Genomic DNA, 17,147 nt, shown 5'->3' on the forward strand with positions numbered 1-17,147 from the left:
CGCCGACTGGACCGCCACCCGCGGCTACTCCGCCTGACCCACCCGCACACCACGACGGGCCGACCCCCAACCGGGGGCCGGCCCGTCGTCGCGTCCGGAACCTCTGCCGTCAGCTCACCTGAGTGACCTGGCCGTTGTCCAGGTCGTACCGGGCGCCGATCACCTTCAGCGCGCCCGCGTGCACCCGCTCGGCGATGATCGGACTGCGCACGGTCAGCGCCTGGACCTGGGCGCGGACGTTGGCGCGGACGGCGTTGTCGACCTCGTCCCCGGGCTGCCCCAGCACCGGCTCCACCACCGGCCGCAGGCTCTCCACGATGGTGCCGATGTGGCCCGGCGCCGAACCGCCGGTGCGGATGGCGTTGATGGTGGCGGTGATCGCCCCGCACCGCTCGTGGCCGAGCACGACGATCAACGGGCTGTGGAACTCCTCCACGGCGAACTCGATGCTGCCCAGCAGCAGGTCGTCGACGATGTTCCCGGCCACCCGGTTGTCGAACAGGTCGCCCAGACCCTGGTCGAACAGCACCTCCGGGGCGACCCGGGAGTCCGCGCAGCCGAGGGTGATGGCGAACGGGTGCTGCCCGGCGGCCAGTCGACGCAGGTCGTCCAGGCCCTGGTGCGGGTGCCGGCCGTGGCCGGTGGTGAACCGGTGGTTGCCGTGGCGCAGCCGACGCCACGCCTCGGCCGGGGTGACGACGGGCGGCTGGTGCGGGGCGGCCACCGCCGGCCCGGAGGCGGCGAGGCCGAGCGCGACGGCGGTGGCTCCACCGGTGGCCAGCAGCGACCGACGGGACACGAAATTACGCTTCACGATGATCTCCTGAGATGAGGCACTCGCCTGCTTTCTACCACCGGCAGGAGATCCACTGTGTCCCTTTTCCGACCCGGTCCGGTGCGTCACAACGGCCGACCGCCCGGCGGCAGCCCGGTCAGGACCCCTTCGACCGCTTTCCGGCCGGCTTCGACCGGCTGGCGGCAGACGCCCGGGTGCGGGGTCTGGCCGACTGGGCGAGCCGGGCCACCTGGACGGCCCGCCGGCTCAGCGACTCCACCCGGTGAGCCACCCCGTCCAGGTGGGCGTCGTCCCGCTCCGGCGCCGACGCCACGGTGTCGAGCAGATCGGTGTAGTCGGTGACCAGCGCCGGGTAGTCGCGGACGAACGCCTTGTGGTCGGCGTTGCCGGCGACGGCCGTCGGTTTCAGCCGGGCGTACCGCTGGTCGAGGTCGATGATCTGCTGGGCCAGCACGGCGGTGGCCGCGCTCAACGCGCTGCGCCGGTCGGCTCGGGCGTCCCGCACGTTCCGCCGGTCGGCGGCGAGCCGACCGGCGCGCAGACCCGTCGCGTAGACCAGCGCCGAGCCGACGAGCACGGCCAGTACGGCTGCCGCCGCGACCAGGTAGCGGGGCAGGGACGGGCTGATGGTCCGGGTGCCGTCGGGGACGGTGCCCGCCTTCACCAGCCGGTCGTAGTTGACCGTGACCACCTTCAACGCCTCCAACGGCCGGTCGGCGAAGCCGTCGATGCCGTTGCTGATGGTCATCTCCGCCACGAAGGCCCGGCCGAAGTTCTCGTCGCCCCGTTCGGGCAGCAGCGCGCACCCGTAGGTGTCGTACTCGTCGTCCTCGCGGCTGAGCACCAGCACCACCGTGCCGTCGGCGGCCCGCTCGACGTCCTGGCAGCCCTCCCGCAGGTCCGCCCCGGGGGCGAGCAGCAGCACGACCAGCCGGCGGTTGCCGATGATCCGTTCCGCCGCCGCCTCGTCCAGGTCGACGCCGGGAGCGACGTACACGGACGAGGCGCGTACCTCGCGGGCGACCGGGCCGTCGGTGATGCCGCCGCTCCACAGCGCCCAGCCGGCCAGCAGCAGGCAGGCCAGGACGCCCAGACCGAACGGGGTACCGAGGAAGCGTGCCGCACGGGCGGGAAGCGGCTCGGTCACCGCCTCCGGTGCCGGAGACGGGTCGGTGCCCGCGGGGCGGTTCGGATCGCGGGTCTGCTCCGCGTCGGTCATGACAGCCTCTCCCGCAGGTAGACCGTCGGCCGGTAGCCGGCGACGCCCATGGTGCGGGCGGTGTCGTCCAGTTCGGCCTCGGCCTCGGTGAGCAGGTTACGGACGTGCCGGTCGGGCAGCCCCTCGTCCAGCGCGGTTCGGGCCGCCTGGAGCTTCGTCACGCCCCGGGTCAGCCCGGGGTCGCTGCGCCGGTCGGTCAGCAGGGACATCTCCACGGCCAGCGCGGTCAGTCCGGCCAGTCGCGCCGTCGTGCCCGGTCCCCGCACCGTGCCGGTGCGGCCGACGCCGCGCCAGAGCGACCGCGCGGAGAGGGCGAGGAACCCCACGACGCAGGCGGCGAAGAACCAGGGCAGCACCGGCAGCGCCACCCGCAGCGGATCCACCGGCCGGTACGGCAGCGGCCGGTCGAACAACCCCGCGTACCGTACGTCGGTCACCCGGGCCAGGTACGCGTGGAGCACGTTGTCCTGCGGGTACTCGTAGCGGCTGAGCCGGTCGCCGAACTGGCCGTAGAAGCTCGCCCCGGTCACCTCGGCGAACTCGTCGCCGTGCGGACCGTGGTACTCGATCCAGGCGCCGTAGAGCACCACGACCGGCCGGTCCGGGAAGATCCTGGCCAGCGCGGGCCCGTACCGGGGGACCGGTTCGCCCCGCGGTTGCCGGGGCAGCGCGACGTACAGCGCGTCGCCGTCCGGGAAGGCGCTGGCCGCCGTCCGGGCCGGCACGGCGGTCAGCGTCGCGCCGTCGGCCACGTGCCGGCCGGTGGCGCGCAGGTCGGCGGTGACCGGGGCGAGTTCGGCCGCGTCCGGGGTGCGCCACCGCAGCTCGTCGCGGTCCGGCGGGGTCGGTTCGTCGCCGAGCGCGGCGATCAGCGCCACCAGCGGGTTCGTCACGTCCCCGGTGGCGAACTGGGCCCGCCAGCCGGGCAGCGTGTCGGCGCTGGCCTGGTACATACCCCCGCTGACCTGGAGGCCCAGCACCCGGACGGTGACGTCCTCCACCTCCCGGACCCGGTCCCGTTCGGCCTCGTCCAGGCCGGGCGGCGCGACGAGGATCCGGACGTCCCGGTCGCCGATCACCTCGCGGACCCGCTGCTCGTCCCAGGAGGCGACCGACCCGGGCAGCCGCACCACCGGCGCGGCGGCGACCATGGCGTCCATCTCGGTGACCGACGGCACCGTGGTGTCGGTCAACTCCCCGGCCGACCCCTCCGGCACGGCCGCCGACGCGGGGGAGCGGCCGTAGCTGACGTCGACGCTCTGCCGCTGGGCGATGAGGAAGACCACCAGCACCAGCACGGCCAACCCGAGCACGGCCCACCGCGCCAGGTCCAGGTGACGTCGCGGCGTCCGCTCAGCCATCGTGACCCGCCCGCCACAACCGGTCGGCCTGTTCGGCGTACCGGGTCGCCAGCCGGGCCGCGTCCGCCCCACCGCGCCCGGCGGCGATCAGCTCGGCCCGGCTCATCAGCTGCTCCGCCTCGGCCACCCGGCGCGGTGCCGCGTCCCGGCTGACCGTCGCGCTGTCGATCGCCGCTCGGGCCGCGGACCAGGCGGTCCGCCGGTCCTGTTCCCACGTGTGCCAGCGGGGCGCCAGCGTGGCCGCGGCGCCCGCCGCGACCAGCAGCACGCCACCGGTCAGCCAGATCAGCCACATGACCAGTCCACTCCCGGATCAGCTCGCAGGGGGAAGGGGTACACCGGACGAGTGTGGCTGATCGAGGCAAACAGATTCGCGCTGGACGCACCGTCCCGCAACGGTCACCGTGCGGGACGGACGGCACCCGCTCTGACCAGGTTGAACACCTCCTCGTGGGCATCCAGGCTCCGTTCGGCACCGAACAGCTTGCGGGCCTCGCGGGCCTTGCTCTCCCGCCAGTCGCCGGGGGCGTCGGCCAGTTCCAGGATCGCCCGGTGCAGCGCCTCCGGGTCGCGTGGCGGCACCACCCGACCGAACTGCGTGGCCAGGACCGGGTAGCGCCCGCCGGGCAGGTCGGTGGTGACCGACGGCACGCCGCACATCATCGCCTCGGCCTGCACGATGCCGAACGACTCGGCCACCGACGGCAGCGCGAACACGTCGATCGAGGCGTAGAAGTCGGCGATCTCCTGCCCGCGCAGCTCCCCGAGCACCTGGATGCGGTGGTCCGCGCCGATCTCCGCCCGGATCGCGGCCAGGTCGTCCCCACCCATCACGGTCTGGTAGTTCCCCCCGATCAGCAGCCGGGCGTCGGGGTCGGCGATCCGCCGGAACGCCCGGACGAGGTAGGGGATCCCCTTGTCCTCCACGATCCGGCCGAGGAAGCCGACGTGCAGTCCGCCGGTGCTGCGGTAGCGCGGCCGGCCGCCCCGCCGGTCCAGGCACGGCGACGGGATCGGCCGGTAGGTCCGCTCCCGCATCAACGGCCAGAACGTCGAGTGGTGGGCCTGGTCGTCGCTGTAGGCGAGCACCGCCGCCGAGCGGCGGATCGCCGACCGGGAGGTGACGTCGGAGGCGGCGACCGCGACCCGGTTGAGCCGGCCGGGCGGCAGGTACAGGTCGATGTGCACCATGCTCACGACCGGCGTCCGCCCGGCGAGGCGGGCGACCAGCGCCCCCTCGGCCATCGGCAGGTTCAGGTGCAGTACCGAGGAACGGCGGGCGAGTCGTCCCGCCAGCAGCGGGTACGCCGGACTGATCTGCGCCCGGGTGATCTGGCCGAGGACGGGGGCCCGGTGGACGTCCACGCCGTTGAGGGTCTCGCGGCGCGGGGTGGAGCGGTCGTGCTGACTGGTCACCACCGCCACCCGCCAGCCGCGTGCGGCCATCCCCTCGGCGACGGTCTGCGCCGTGTGGGTCACCCCGCTCATGTACGGGGTGTAGTAGGTCAACGCGACGGTGAGGTCGTACTGCGGTTCCCTGGTCGACATGGGCATTCCTCTCTCGGGTGCGCTTCGTGCCGGGGTCAGAGGGAGACGACGACGTGCTGCCCGTGGTGGTCCGACAGGCCGTCCGGGGCCACCATCCGGTACCGGTGCACCGCGACGTCCGGGCTGGTGAAGACCCAGTCGAGGCGCCACAGCGGCAGGCCGTGGCGGGCCCACGAGACGGGGTACGCCGAGTCCAGCGCCCCGGTGGCGTCGACCAGCCGGTCGGGCAGCGTGCGGAGCAGACCCATCGCCGGTGACGTGTTCAGGTCGCCGGCCAGCAGGACCGGGTGCGGGTTGCCGGCGACGTCGGCGGCGAGCGCCCGGTAGCCGGCGCGCCGCAGGTCGTGGCGGGCCAGCCCGTCGTCGGCGGTGTCCGGATGCCGGGCCGGCAGCCCGACCGGCGGGACGTGCAGGTGCGCGTTGTAGACCGAGAGCACCCGGTCGCCGACGAGCAGGTCGGTGCGGAGCGTCTTGACGGTGTGGTACGCCGGCAGCGACGAGCCGGCGGGCGGCAGGTCGGACCAGCGGCGTGCCAGCCAGGGCCGCAGGTCCAGGGGGTGCTCGCCGACGATCGGGTAGCGGGAGATCGTCACCAGCTCGCCGGCGACCGCGACGTGGTGGTCGGGGAACTCCCGGCGGATCCGGGCCAGGTCGTCCAGCCGGATCGGGTCGTAGTCCACCGGGTCGATGTAGAGGTACTCCTGGAGCAGGTAGACGTCGGCGGCCCGGGTGTGCAGGTACCGGTAGAACCGGTCCGGATCCGTGATCCGCTCGCCGTCCGGGCCGGTCGCCAGCAGTTGGTCCCAGTACCAGGTGTTCCAGGAGAAGACCCGCAGCGCGTCCGGCGGGGCCGGTGGGGGCCGGTGCCACAGGGCGGCGGCGTTGACCCCCGCGCACGGCCAGCCCAGCACCAGCGCCCCGACGGCCAGCGTCGCGCCCACCGTCCGGGCCCGTCCGGTACCCGTGGCCGTCTCCCGGCGGACCAGCGGCACCAGCGCGAGCAGCAGCACCGGTACGGTGCCGAAGAGCAGCGGTGGGAGCAGGTCCGGCAGGGTCCACCACCAGGCCCGCCCGGAGAGCACCCGGTGGACGGCCACGAAGAGCAGCCAGGACCCGGCCGCCGTCCACACCAGCTGCCGACCCCACCGGCGGGTCGCCGGCGGGGCCACGTCGACGGCCCTCACCCCTGGCTCCGCGCGGCCAGCAGCAGCACCCCGGAGAGCACCGCCCAGAGCGCCGAGTTGGTGACCAGCGCGGGATCCCGCACCAGCGTACGGACCGGGTTGCCGCCCGCGTCCCGGACGAGCACCAGTTGCAGGTACCGGAACAGTCCGAAGATGGCCAACGGGGTGAGCAACGCCGTGGCGGTGGACGCGTACCCGCCCAACGGTGCCTCGTCGCGCAGGTAGAGCAGGTAGCTGCCGGCGGTGAGCGCCGCGGAGAGCTGCATGAGCTGGTCGGTGAGGGCGACGGTGTAGCCGCGCAGCGCCGGTCGGTGGTCGCCGCCGGTGACGCGCAGTTCCTGCCGGCGTTTGCCGAGGGTGAGCAGCAGGCACAGGGTGAACACGGCGGTGAGCAGCCAGCCCGGCACGGCCGTACCGGTGGCCAGGTGGCCCTGGACGAGCCGGAGCGCGAAGCCGCTGGCCACCAGGAAGACGTCCAGCAGGGGCACGTGCTTCAGGCCGAGCGAGTAGCCGAGGTTGAGCAGCAGGTAGGCGGCGACCGGCCAGGCGGTGGCGACGGTGGCCAGGGTGAGCACCGCGACCAGCAGGGTGGCCACGCCGGTGGCGAAGAGGACCGCCGCGCGGGGGGTGAGCAGGCCGGCGGCGATCGGCCGGTGCCGTCGCGCCGGGTTGTCCGCGTCGCGCCGCCGGTCGGCCAGGTCGTTGAGGACGTAGACCAGCACGGAGCCGAGGGTGAACGCGCTGACCGCCCAGACCAGGCCGCCCAGGGCCGAGCGGGTCCACGCCTGCGGGTCGAGCAGGGGCACCGAGACGACCAGGACGTTCTTCGGCCACTGGCCGGGCCGGGCCAGCTGCACCAGGCTGCCGACCAGGCCGGGGAGGCGTCGGACGGACCCGCCGGTGGCTCCGGGCGGCCGGGCGCCGGTGGCTTCGGGCGGCCGGGCGCCGGTGGGATGCGGGCCGGTGGCGCGGACCACCGGACCGGTGTGGGTGGCCGGGTTCATCAGAAGAACGCCTTCGCCACGCGCAGGGCCCCCTGCGACCAGGGGTCCCGGCTGGTCCGCCCGGACTGGTGGCCCTCGCCCGCGCTGCGGTGCGCCCGCCACCACGCGAAGGTCCGCAGCAGCGCGTCGGAGTTGGAGTGGCGCGGGGCGAAGCCGAGCACCCGCCGGGCCTTCTCCGTGCTGACGTACGAGTCGGCGAGCAGTTTGTGCAGGAGCCGGTCGTAGACGGGGGAGAGCCGGGCGCGCCGGAGCGCCTGGAGGGCGAGCAGGGCGGGCCGGGCGGGGACGGAGATGGCCCGTCTGCCGTGGCCGGCGGCGTCGAGGACGGCCTGGACGTCGTCGCGGAAGGTGCCGAACTCCTCGGCGGCGACGTTGAAGGTGTCGTTGGCGTGGTGGGGGTCGGCGTGCAGGACGGTGCGGACGCACTCGGTGAGGTCCTCGACCGCGCACATCTGGATGCGGACGTCTCCCCGGCCGAGGACGGGGAAGTGCCGGCCCTCGTGGGCCCACTCGAACAGCATGGCGAACAGGCCCATGCGGCCGGGCCCGAGGAACGTCTTGGGGCGGAGCACCGGCACGCAGAGCCCGCGCTGGCGGAAGTCCTCGGCGACCTCCTCGGCGGCGGCCTTGGCGTGTCCGTAGGTGTCGACGGGTTGTCGGGGGTGGGTCTCGGGGGTGGGCACGACGGTGGGGAGGCCGTAGACGGCGGTGGTGGAGATGTGCACCACGCGGGGGACGCCGCTGGCACGGGCGGCGGTGAGCACCGTGCGGGTGCCGTCGACGATGACGGAGTGGATCTCGTTCGACGGGTAGCTGGGCAGGGCGGCGGCGCAGTGCACCACCGCCGCCGCGCCGGCGCAGGCCCGGGTCATGGCGGTCTGGTCGCGGACGTCGGCCACGGTCGCCGGGACGGCGGGGTCGGCGGGGGGTCGGAGGTCGACGGCGTGGACGGACCTCCCCTCGGCGCGCAGCCGACGGACGACGAAGCCGCCGAGCATGCCGCTGGCGCCGGTGACCACGACCGGACCGTCGCCTACCACGTCGCGCTCACCTTCTCCCGCACGAAGCTGGTGAGCAGCCGACGTAGCCCCAGGGCGAGGGTGGCGTCCAACGCCGACAGGAAGTACTCCAGGTCGGCGGGTTCGACCATGAGGGTGGGGGCCACCATCAGCGGGTTCTCCACGTTCGGGCTGTAGTAGGTCATGACCTTGTGTTCCCGGTAGAGGTGCGCGATGACCGACAGGGTGATCAGCTTCGTGCCGAAGTGGGGGTCCCGGGTGAAGCCGGGCATCAGCTTCCCGGCCAGGTCGAGCAGCTTCGGTCCACTGGTGAGGAACACCCCGTGCAGGGCCCCCACGCCGGTGACCCGGTCCACCGCGTCCGGGTGGGCGGCGCGGATCCGTTCCAGGCCGGCGCCGAGGATCCCCTCGATCTGCCGGGCCCGGCCGGGGAAGTCGTCCTCCACCACCACGTTGACCGCCTCGATGGCGGTGGCGGTCTCCTCACCGAACCCGTAGTAGGTGGTGCTGTGCAGGATCACGTCCGCCAGCCGGTCGTACGCCCGCCGGAACAGCCGTTCCCGCGCGGTGTACCCGGAGATCGACGCCTTTCCCCCGCCGAGGGACTTGGAGTAGGTGAGGATGTCCGGCAGCAGCCCGTCGTGGCGCATGAAGTAGAACAGGCTGCCGGTCTTGCCCCAGCCGGTGTAGACCTCGTCGAAGATCAGCACGATGTCCTCGTCGTCGCAGAGCCGCCGCAGCTCCCGCAACGCCGCCTCCGACCAGCAGCGCAGGCTCGACGCCGAGTACGGCTCCACCAGCAGCGCGTACACGTCACACCGGCCGTCCGGCCCGCGGGTGGCCTCCACCGCCGCCCGCACCGCCGCCACGTCCCCGAACGGGTACACCACGATGTTCGGCAGGCCGGGGAAGCGGAAGTGGTTCTCCGCCGAGCCGGTCAGGCTGCCCGCCCCCAGGGTCTTGCCGTGGAAACTGATGTCGGCCCGCAGGATCGTCTGCCGCCGCCCCTCGTGGTACTTGTACGCCATCTTGATGGCGCCCTCGTTCGCCTCCGCCCCCGAGTTCGGGAAGTACGAGACGTTCAGGTCGCCCGGCAGCAACTCCGCCACGTTGTGACTCAACGCCGCCACGTACGGCGAGAAGAACGCCTTGTGTACCTCCAACCGCTGCTCGGCGGCGAACCGGGCCCGCGCCGCCAGGATCCGCGGGTGGTTGTGTCCGTGGTTGAGCACCCCCACCCCACCGGAGATGTCCAGCACCCGCGCACCGTCGCGCATGTACACCCAGGCACCCTCGGCCCGTTCCACCAACTCCCGACCGAACCCGAACGTCGTCATCAACGACACCTGCGACCTGCTCACGTACCGCCGGTACAGGTCGTGCACCTGCCGAACATCGAGCTGCTCACACTCGTCAAGACCGATCAACCGGGACATCACCACTCCACTCCCTGAGCACTGCCGTGTCCACTACGGACGACCTTCGATGGATCACCTCCACCACCGCCAACGCCACGCCACCGACCACCACCTCCCCCACCGTCGTCACCAACCGGCTCGCCACCGCCACCGCCACCGCCGACGGCACCGGCAGCACCGACGCCAACGCCCCGACCAGCACCGCCTCCCGCACCCCCAACCCGTCCGGCACCACCACCGCCACCACGCCGAGCACCGTGGCCAGGGCGAACGCCCCCACGCAGAGCGGCAGCGCGGCGGCGGCGTCGGCCCCCATGGCCACCGCCAACAACCACAGGTGCACCCCGCTGACCAACCACGACAGGGTCTGCCAGCCGATCGCCGCACGGACCGCCCGGCCGGACACGGCCGGCGCCGGACCGGGGCGGCGGGTCAGCCGCAGGGCCAGCGCGACCAGCCGGCCGAGCAGCCCCGGCCAGCAGAGCGCCACCAGCACCGGCAGCGCGGCCAGGGCCAGCCAGACCACCCGGTCGCCGAGCACCCGCACCCCGGCGAGCAGCCCGACGGTCAGCCCGGTCAGGTGCACCAGCACCGTGGTCACCGTCCCGGAGACCAGCATCCGGGGCACGCTGACTCCGTTGGCGGCTGCCACCTTCACCGCGGCGACCAGGCCGGGCAGCTTGCCCGGCACGTACTTGGCGAGGAATCCGACCAGGTAGACGCGGAGCAGTCGCAGCGTCGCCACCGGCGGACCCAGCTCCCGCAGGATCGCCCGCCAGGCGAGCATTCCCACCAGCGGTCCGACCGCCGCGGCCGGCAGCGCCCCGGCCAGCAGCAGGCCGACCTGGCCGCCGTCACGCCGGGCGAGCAGCACCGCGACGACCGACCAGTCCTGCCCGCGCAGCGCCCGGACCACCGCCACCGCCACCGCCACCGCGAAGAGCACCCCGAGCCACCGCCAGACCAGGCGCCACCGGCGCGACCGGTCCGCCGTGCCGGCGGCGACGGTGGCTCCGGCCGGCCGGGCGGGCGCGGGACCGGGGCGCGCCGTCATCGCGGCACCCGCGCCGGCCGGGCTGCGGGCGCGGGCTCCCGCAGCAGCGCGTGGCCGGCGCGCGGCACCCCCGCGACCAACCCCGCGACCAGGGTGAGCTGCGCCAACACGTGTATCCCGGCGGCGACGAGCGCGAACCGCCCGCCATGCAACCGGTACGCGAACCGCAGGAACCGGTGGTTGGCGGCGACCACCACCGCCGCGCACGCCGGACCGGTCCACGCCAGCGACGGCAGCGCCACGCCGAGCGGCCCGGCCGCCAGCGCCAGGGCCGAGGCGACCAGGGTCACCCGGGCGGACCGGTCCAGATGCCGGAACCGGTCCGGGGACATCATCGCCACCCGGGCCCCCGCCGCCCCGCCGCGTTGCCGCCGCCACGTCCGTGCCATCAGCGGTGGCTTGGCCCGCGCCCGCACGAACTGTTCGCGCAGCATCGGCAGGAGGCGGTCCACGTCGTCGTGCCGGGTGAGCACGGTGTCCGTCGCCACCAGCCGGTACCGCGCCGGCAGCCGGGTGCCGAACTCGTCGTCCTCCCCGTCCCGCAGCCGTTCGTCGAATCCGCCCGCCTCCTCGAAGACCGCCCGGGGGATCAGCGCGGCGGCGAACAGCGCCCCGGTCTCCCGGCCGACCGTCGCCCGCCGCCAGAAGTGTTCGAAGGCGACGCGGTAGCGCTCGACGGGTCCGTCGTCGTAGAGGGGGTGGGGGGCGTAGATGCCCTGGACCATGCCGGTGTGGGGGGTGGTGTGGAGGGTGTGGAGGGCGTTGGCGATGGCGTCGGGGTGCAGGGCGGTGTCGGAGTCGACGAAGAAGAGCAGGGGTGCGGTGGTGTGTCGGGTGCCGGTGTTGCGGGCGGCGGCGGGTCCTTTGTTGGTGGGGTGGGTGATGAGGGTGCAGGGGAAGTGGTGGGTGATGGTGGGTGAGTGGTCGGTGCTGTGGTCGTCGACGACGACGACTTCGGTGGGTCGGTGGGTCTGGGCGTAGATGGATTCGAGGCAGGCGCGCAGGGTGCGGGCCTTGTTGTAGGTGGGCACCACCACCGCCACCGCGTCGTTCACCGCCGGTACCCCCGGGCCAGCGTGTACGCCACCCGCAGCGCCCCCACCCCGGTGCCGAGCACGGCCAGGGCGTAGAGCACGGTGTGCAGTCCGGTGGCGTACGCGGCGAAGCCCGCGCCCCGCAACCGGTAGGTGAACCGGAGGAACTCGTGGCTGGTCGCGGTGGACGCCGCGAGCAGCGCCAACCAGACCGGTGCCAGCCAGGGCAGGAACGGCAGGAACGGCAGCGTCGCCAGGCTGAGCCCGGACAGCGCCAGCCCGGTCGGCGAGAACGCGTTGACCCGCATGCCGGTGCCGGCGTTGCGTCGCCGCCAGGCGTGCAGCATGACCATCGGGGTCTGCGTGGCGAAGCCGAACTGTTCGCGCAGCATCGGCAGGAGGCGGTCCACGTCGTCGTGCCGGGTGAGCACGGTGTCGGTGACGACCAGCCGGTACCGGGCGGGCAGCCGGGTGCCGAACTCGGTGTCCTCGCCGGTGCGCAGCCGTTCGTCGAATCCGCCGGTCTCCTCGAAGACCGCCCGGGGGATCAGGGCGGCGGCGAACAGCGTCGCCGCTCTCGGCCGGCCCACGCTGCGTCGTCGCCAGAAGTGTTCGAAGGCGACGCGGTAGCGCTCGACGGGTCCGTCGTCGTAGAGGGGGTGGGGGGCGTAGATGCCCTGGACCATGCCGGTGTGGGGGGTGGTGTGGAGGGTGTGGAGGGCGTTGGCGATGGCGTCGGGGTGCAGGGCGGTGTCGGAGTCGACGAAGAAGAGCAGGGGTGCGGTGGTGTGTCGGGTGCCGGTGTTGCGGGCGGCGGCGGGTCCTTTGTTGGTGGGGTGGGTGATGAGGGTGCAGGGGAAGTGGTGGGTGATGGTGGGTGAGTGGTCGGTGCTGTGGTCGTCGACGACGACGACTTCGGTGGGTCGGTGGGTCTGGGCGTAGATGGATTCGAGGCAGGCGCGCAGGGTGCGGGCCTTGTTGTAGGTGGGCACCACCACCGCCACCGCGTCGCCGGCCGACATCAGCGCCTCCCCGCGACGTCGAGGGTCGCCGGGCGCGGCCGTGCCGCCGGGGCCGCCGTCCGGGCCGGGCCGGTACGGCGCAGGTGGGTCGCCGCGCCGACCAGCAGTGCCGCGCCGACCAGCGTGTAGAGCAGCTCGACCGGCCGTACCCAGGCCCGCTCGGACAGCGGCACCCCGCCGAGGACGTGCACGATCCACCAGGGCAGGGGCAGGGCGAAGACCAGCCAGAGCGCACCGACCGCCAACCGCCCTCCACGGCCGGGCGGGCGGGCGACGAGCAGCGCCAGCAGCGGTACGCACCAGACCCAGTGCGTGTACCAGGTGACCGGCGAGACCAGCAGGCCGGTGACCGCGCACACCAGGAGCCCGGTCAACTCCTCGTGCCGGCGGCTCGCCCGCACCGCCAGGATGAGGCCGACCACGCCGACCAGGGCGCTCAACGGCAGCCACACCGGGTGCGCCGGGTCCGGCAGCAGGTTCAGCACCGCGCCCCGCACCGAGGTGCCGAACGCCTCCTCGCCCGGCGGTCGGGTCCGCGAGCCGTCCAGCCCGGCCCCGCCCCAGAAGGTCGCGGCGGCGCCCGGCAGGAACAGGAAACCGGCCCCGACGGTGCCGAGGAACGTCGCCAGCGCGGTCAGTCCGGCCCTGCGCCGGCCGGTCAGCAGCAGGTACACGACCACGATGAGCGGGGTCAGCTTGATTCCGGCGGCGATGCCGACCAGGACGCCCCGGTGCCGGTGCGGGACCCGCAACAGGTCGACCAGGACCAGCGCCAGCAGGAGGAGGTTGACGTTGCCCAACAGCAGGGTGCCGGCCACCGGCGACAGCGGCAGGACCAGCGCCGTGCCGACCGCCAGCGGTCCCGGCCGGGACCGGTGCGGGGCGAGGTGCGCGACCAGCAGCCCCACCACGGCGGACACGGCGAGCGTCGACAGCACCGTCCAGGCCCAGAAGCCGACCGTGGGGCCGAGGAGTGCCAGCGGCGTCAGCACCAGCGCCGCGAACGGCGGGTAGACGAAGCCGTACCCGGCGCGGGACACCCGGTACGGCGATCCGCCGTCGAGGACGGCCCCGGCCGCCTCCCGGTAGACCGCGAGATCACCGCCGGGGGCCCAGCTGCTCCCGGTGCGCGCCGCGGCCCACTGCACGAGTGCGACCGCGGCGACCGACGCGCCCACGGTCAGCAGCAGCACTCCGGTGATGCCACCGTCGGCCGTCCGGCCGGCGCGATCCGGCAGCTCCGGCCCGGCCAGCCTCACCGGGACACCTCCACCGGGGGGCCGGCCCGCCAGGTGAGCCGGTGCCACAGCCGTTGCCCGGTGCCGACGGCCGCGCCGGCCGCCGAGGTGAGCTGGTAGAGCAGGTGGAGCGGGGTGAACCGCAGCCCGAACCGGAGGCCCCGGTCGACCACGACCCGCCGGTAGGTGCCCGCCTCCAGGGCCGTCGCCACGGCGAGCAGGAGCAGTGGCACCGCGACCGCCGCCGGCCCGAGGACCAGCGGCAGCGGCGAGGCGAGCACGGCGGCCAGCACCAGCCCGCTGGCCAACACCCGTGCGGCGGCGCCACCACCGAGCGCCTCGCCGGGACGCACCTCGGCCGCACTGGCCCGGGCGCGCAGGAACACCTTCGGCAGCAGGACCCGCAGGGTGGTGTCGTGGTCGTGCACCCCGGCGATGGCCGCCGTGCCGCGCACCTCGTACCGCTGCCGGATCCGGTGTCCGTACTCCGGGGCCTCGGTGTGCCGCAGGTCGGGGTTGAACGGTCCGATCTCCCGGAACACCTCGGCACGCATCGCGCACAGGGCGGTGTGCAGGCCCTCCATCGGGCCCTCCCGGGCCAGCCACCAGTGGTACATCTGCAACGCCCGGTACTCGGCGACCAGCTTCCGGGAGAGCAGGGACTCCGGTCGGAGCACCCCGCAGATCGCACCCAGTCCGGGGGCGGACCGCAGGTGCGCGACGGCGGCGGCGACGCTCCCCGGTTCGAGCGCGACGTCGGCGTCGAGGAAGAACAGGATCTCGCCCCGGGCGTGCGCGGCCCCCCGGTTCCGGGCCGCCCCGGGCCCGCTGTTGGTCTCCAGCCGCAGCACCGTGGCCCCGGCCGCCTCGGCGACCGCGCCCGATCCGTCGGCGCTGGCGTCGTCGACCACGACGACCTCGATGGCCGGGTACGTCTGCCGCCGTACCGATCGCACGCAGAGCGCGACCGTGCGGGCCCGGTTGTAGCAGGGGATGACGACTGAGACCAGCGGGTCCACGGTGCCTGCCTTCCTCACGCCAGGGCGGACCGGCCCGACCGGCGCGTCCCCACGACGGGAGGCGGTTCGGGCGACGTTCCGTGTAGCCGGAGTCCGTGCGGGGTGGGATTCGTCGACAAGGGTCCGTCGGTGGATTGTCCGAACGGTTCCCGGGTCAGAAATGGCGAGACCATGGGTGGGTCTACCAAATGACGACCGCCTATATGTTGCGGTGTTTGCAGGTGGCTGGTCAAGGGGCTGAGTATCGCCGCTGGCACGTGTTTCCGGTTCACCGGACCCACGTGCGGAATGTCGAATGGTTTTCGGCCAAGAACGGCGGCTATTCGGTAAACCTCGATTAGGTCGGCCTTGCCCCGTTGGGATCGGGCGTCCGCCCGGACGGGCGCTTTGGTCCATCGTGGACACAATGTGTCGGTGGTGCTGAGTGGGCGCGTTGCCTCGGTGGTGCTGACCTGTTCCGATCCGCCGGTGGTGCCCGAAAGGTGGGCGTGGACCGGCGGCGCCGCTGCGGTGTTTTCCTACCTTCGGGATCCTAGATCACGGCACTTGTCGTCACGATCTTCGGCGGTGCTTCCGGTTCGGTCGAGAACCGCAGGAATCGATCAACGGAAAACGACCGCGCCGCAGTCGGCGCAGCGTTCCCGATCGGACCAGTCGGCCCGGTCGAGCAGCGCCGGGGTCACCGGCTCCTGGCCGAACTCCTGCCGCAGCGCCATCCGGAACGTCCACAGCGACTCGGCGAAGGGGTGGTAGGCGGCGTGGTACCCCGGACCGGCGAGGACGGCGCCCGTTCTGATCGCGTCCCGGATCGCGATGAGCCGCAGGAACGCGGCCTCGCCGGCCGCCACCACCGGCACGGTCGCCGAGACGAGCAGCTGCTCCCGGGCGACGTACAGCGCGCCGTCGTGGACCGCCCGGTTGGCCGCGTCGTACCGGTCCTCGGGGGAGAGGTCCGCGTCGGCGACCCGGCGCAGCGCGCCGTGCGTGGCGTCCAGGGCGAGCATGAAGGCGACCCCGCTGGCCAGACCCGGCGGGAGCGGGACCGAGGTCGGCAGGACGGCCTCGACGCCGGGCCGGTCGACGGCCGCCCGACGCGTCGCCGGGTCCGCCGGTTGGTCCGGCACCGGCGGCACCCGGCCCCCGCTGCCGGACGGCGCCGCCGGGGACCCGCGCCGGGCGAGTGCGGCCAGTGCGCCGCCGGTCGGCAGGGCCTGGTCGCACCGCAGGGCCAACGCGAGGTTTCCCGGCGCCCGGCCGGTCTCCACCTTGCTGAGGTACCCCCGGCTGTAGTTGACCCGTCGCGCCAGGCCGGCCAGGGAGAGCCCGGCGGCCTGCCGGTGACGTCGCAGGCACTCGCCGAGGCTCTCGGGGCGGTCCGCCCCGGCAGGGGGCGGGTCGGTCACCGGCACGGCTGCCGGCCCGCGTCCGAGCGGGGGCGGCCGTCGTCCGTCCCCCGGCCGGCTGCGCGACGTCGCATGGTCACGACCGTACCAACGCGTCCGGCGCGCGGCATCGGGCAACACGACGGGGAAGGGCCCCGGACGTCCACAGGGGACGTCCGGGGCCCGGGTGCACCGTCAGGGGCAGCGGGGCGTGGAGACCTGGTTCGCGACCAGCGAGGAGTGGATGTAGCCGCCGGTCGGGCTGTTCACCTGGAACCAGCGGTTCGAGGCGTAGTTCGACTCCGGCGGGTACACCCACTGGTTGTCCTTGAAGCAGACCATGGTGACCCCGGTGCCGTTGCCGTAGTAGCCGTTCGAGGAGCACCCGGTGCTGGCGCAGCTGCGGACGTTCGCGCCGCCGGAGTTGGAGCTGATGTAGGGGCCCGCGGCGAAGGCGGGCGTCCCGGTGAGCAGAAGGGCACCGGCGGTCCCGGCCACCAGGGCGGTCCGGACGAGGCGGCGGGAGGTGCGGTTCTCGGACATGGGCCTGTCTCCTTGCGTTCGCGGGGAGTTCCGACGCGGGTGTCCACCCGGGTCGCCGGCGCCCGGTGGACCGGGCGTCCGATGTGGTAGTTCCCAGCATCGACCTGCGCGGATGCCCGGGACAGGTGTTTCCTGTTGCGTGCCCGGACAGGAGACAGCGCCCCCGACCCGCAACCGTCCACCCGGGCCGGTGCCGGCCACGGCGCCCGTCCCGCCCGCGACGGCGTCACGCAAAGTTACCCACCGGCTTCCGCTGGCCACGCCTGGTCCTTTTCGGCAGACTGTTGCGGATCCGCATGATCGACG

At 73.8% G+C, this 17,147-nt stretch carries 16 protein-coding genes; all 16 read right to left on the reverse strand.

Annotated features, from left to right (window positions below):
- Positions 1 to 109: 109 nt before the first annotated feature.
- Positions 110 to 814: a carbonic anhydrase gene (locus AB0F58_RS20885; RefSeq protein WP_357145233.1), complete on the reverse strand. Its 705-nt coding sequence runs from the start codon at positions 812 to 814 to the stop codon at positions 110 to 112.
- Positions 815 to 932: 118 nt separating this feature from the next.
- Positions 933 to 2,015 (reverse strand): hypothetical protein, encoded by a 1,083-nt coding sequence (locus AB0F58_RS20890; RefSeq protein WP_357145236.1) that lies wholly within the window; start codon positions 2,013 to 2,015, stop codon positions 933 to 935.
- Complete coding sequence (locus AB0F58_RS20895; protein ID WP_357145238.1) at positions 2,012 to 3,376, reverse strand: hypothetical protein; 1,365 nt, start codon at positions 3,374 to 3,376, stop codon at positions 2,012 to 2,014. The genes AB0F58_RS20890 and AB0F58_RS20895 overlap by 4 nt, the downstream gene beginning before the upstream one ends.
- On the reverse strand, positions 3,369 to 3,671 hold the full coding sequence (locus AB0F58_RS20900; protein ID WP_357145241.1) for a DUF6403 family protein: 303 nt from the start codon (positions 3,669 to 3,671) through the stop codon (positions 3,369 to 3,371). The genes AB0F58_RS20895 and AB0F58_RS20900 overlap by 8 nt, the downstream gene beginning before the upstream one ends.
- Positions 3,672 to 3,775: 104 nt before the next feature.
- Positions 3,776 to 4,924, reverse strand: coding sequence for a glycosyltransferase family 4 protein (locus AB0F58_RS20905; protein WP_357145243.1), 1,149 nt, complete (start codon positions 4,922 to 4,924; stop codon positions 3,776 to 3,778).
- Between the two features lie 35 nt (positions 4,925 to 4,959).
- Entirely contained in the window at positions 4,960 to 6,108 is a 1,149-nt protein-coding gene (locus AB0F58_RS20910; RefSeq protein WP_357145244.1) for an endonuclease/exonuclease/phosphatase family protein, read from the reverse strand.
- Positions 6,105 to 7,112 (reverse strand): UbiA prenyltransferase family protein, encoded by a 1,008-nt coding sequence (locus AB0F58_RS20915; RefSeq protein WP_357145247.1) that lies wholly within the window; start codon positions 7,110 to 7,112, stop codon positions 6,105 to 6,107. The genes AB0F58_RS20910 and AB0F58_RS20915 overlap by 4 nt, the downstream gene beginning before the upstream one ends.
- On the reverse strand, positions 7,112 to 8,152 hold the full coding sequence (locus tag AB0F58_RS20920) for an NAD-dependent epimerase/dehydratase family protein (RefSeq protein WP_357145250.1): 1,041 nt from the start codon (positions 8,150 to 8,152) through the stop codon (positions 7,112 to 7,114). Before AB0F58_RS20920 ends, AB0F58_RS20915 begins: the two co-directional genes overlap by 1 nt.
- Positions 8,146 to 9,468: an aminotransferase class III-fold pyridoxal phosphate-dependent enzyme gene (locus AB0F58_RS20925; protein WP_357145776.1), complete on the reverse strand. Its 1,323-nt coding sequence runs from the start codon at positions 9,466 to 9,468 to the stop codon at positions 8,146 to 8,148. The genes AB0F58_RS20920 and AB0F58_RS20925 overlap by 7 nt, the downstream gene beginning before the upstream one ends.
- Positions 9,469 to 9,544: 76 nt before the next feature.
- Positions 9,545 to 10,603: a lysylphosphatidylglycerol synthase domain-containing protein gene (locus AB0F58_RS20930; RefSeq protein ID WP_357145252.1), complete on the reverse strand. Its 1,059-nt coding sequence runs from the start codon at positions 10,601 to 10,603 to the stop codon at positions 9,545 to 9,547.
- Positions 10,600 to 11,658: a glycosyltransferase family A protein gene (locus AB0F58_RS20935; protein ID WP_357145255.1), complete on the reverse strand. Its 1,059-nt coding sequence runs from the start codon at positions 11,656 to 11,658 to the stop codon at positions 10,600 to 10,602. The genes AB0F58_RS20930 and AB0F58_RS20935 overlap by 4 nt, the downstream gene beginning before the upstream one ends.
- Positions 11,655 to 12,659 carry a glycosyltransferase gene (locus AB0F58_RS20940; protein WP_357145258.1) on the reverse strand — a complete coding sequence of 335 codons (1,005 nt, stop codon included), beginning with the start codon at positions 12,657 to 12,659 and terminating at the stop codon, positions 11,655 to 11,657. Before AB0F58_RS20940 ends, AB0F58_RS20935 begins: the two co-directional genes overlap by 4 nt.
- On the reverse strand, positions 12,659 to 13,918 hold the full coding sequence (locus AB0F58_RS20945; protein WP_357145260.1) for a glycosyltransferase 87 family protein: 1,260 nt from the start codon (positions 13,916 to 13,918) through the stop codon (positions 12,659 to 12,661). The genes AB0F58_RS20940 and AB0F58_RS20945 overlap by 1 nt, the downstream gene beginning before the upstream one ends.
- Positions 13,915 to 14,916 (reverse strand): glycosyltransferase family A protein, encoded by a 1,002-nt coding sequence (locus tag AB0F58_RS20950; RefSeq protein ID WP_357145263.1) that lies wholly within the window; start codon positions 14,914 to 14,916, stop codon positions 13,915 to 13,917. The genes AB0F58_RS20945 and AB0F58_RS20950 overlap by 4 nt, the downstream gene beginning before the upstream one ends.
- Positions 14,917 to 15,518: 602 nt before the next feature.
- Positions 15,519 to 16,319, reverse strand: coding sequence for a helix-turn-helix domain-containing protein (locus AB0F58_RS20955; RefSeq protein ID WP_357145266.1), 801 nt, complete (start codon positions 16,317 to 16,319; stop codon positions 15,519 to 15,521).
- Positions 16,320 to 16,493: 174 nt separating this feature from the next.
- Positions 16,494 to 16,841, reverse strand: a complete 348-nt coding sequence (locus AB0F58_RS20960; protein WP_357145269.1) for a hypothetical protein — start codon at positions 16,839 to 16,841, stop codon at positions 16,494 to 16,496.
- Positions 16,842 to 17,147: the final 306 nt, after the last annotated feature.

The organism is Micromonospora sp. NPDC023956, assembly GCF_040639195.1.
Lineage (GTDB): Bacteria > Actinomycetota > Actinomycetes > Mycobacteriales > Micromonosporaceae > Micromonospora.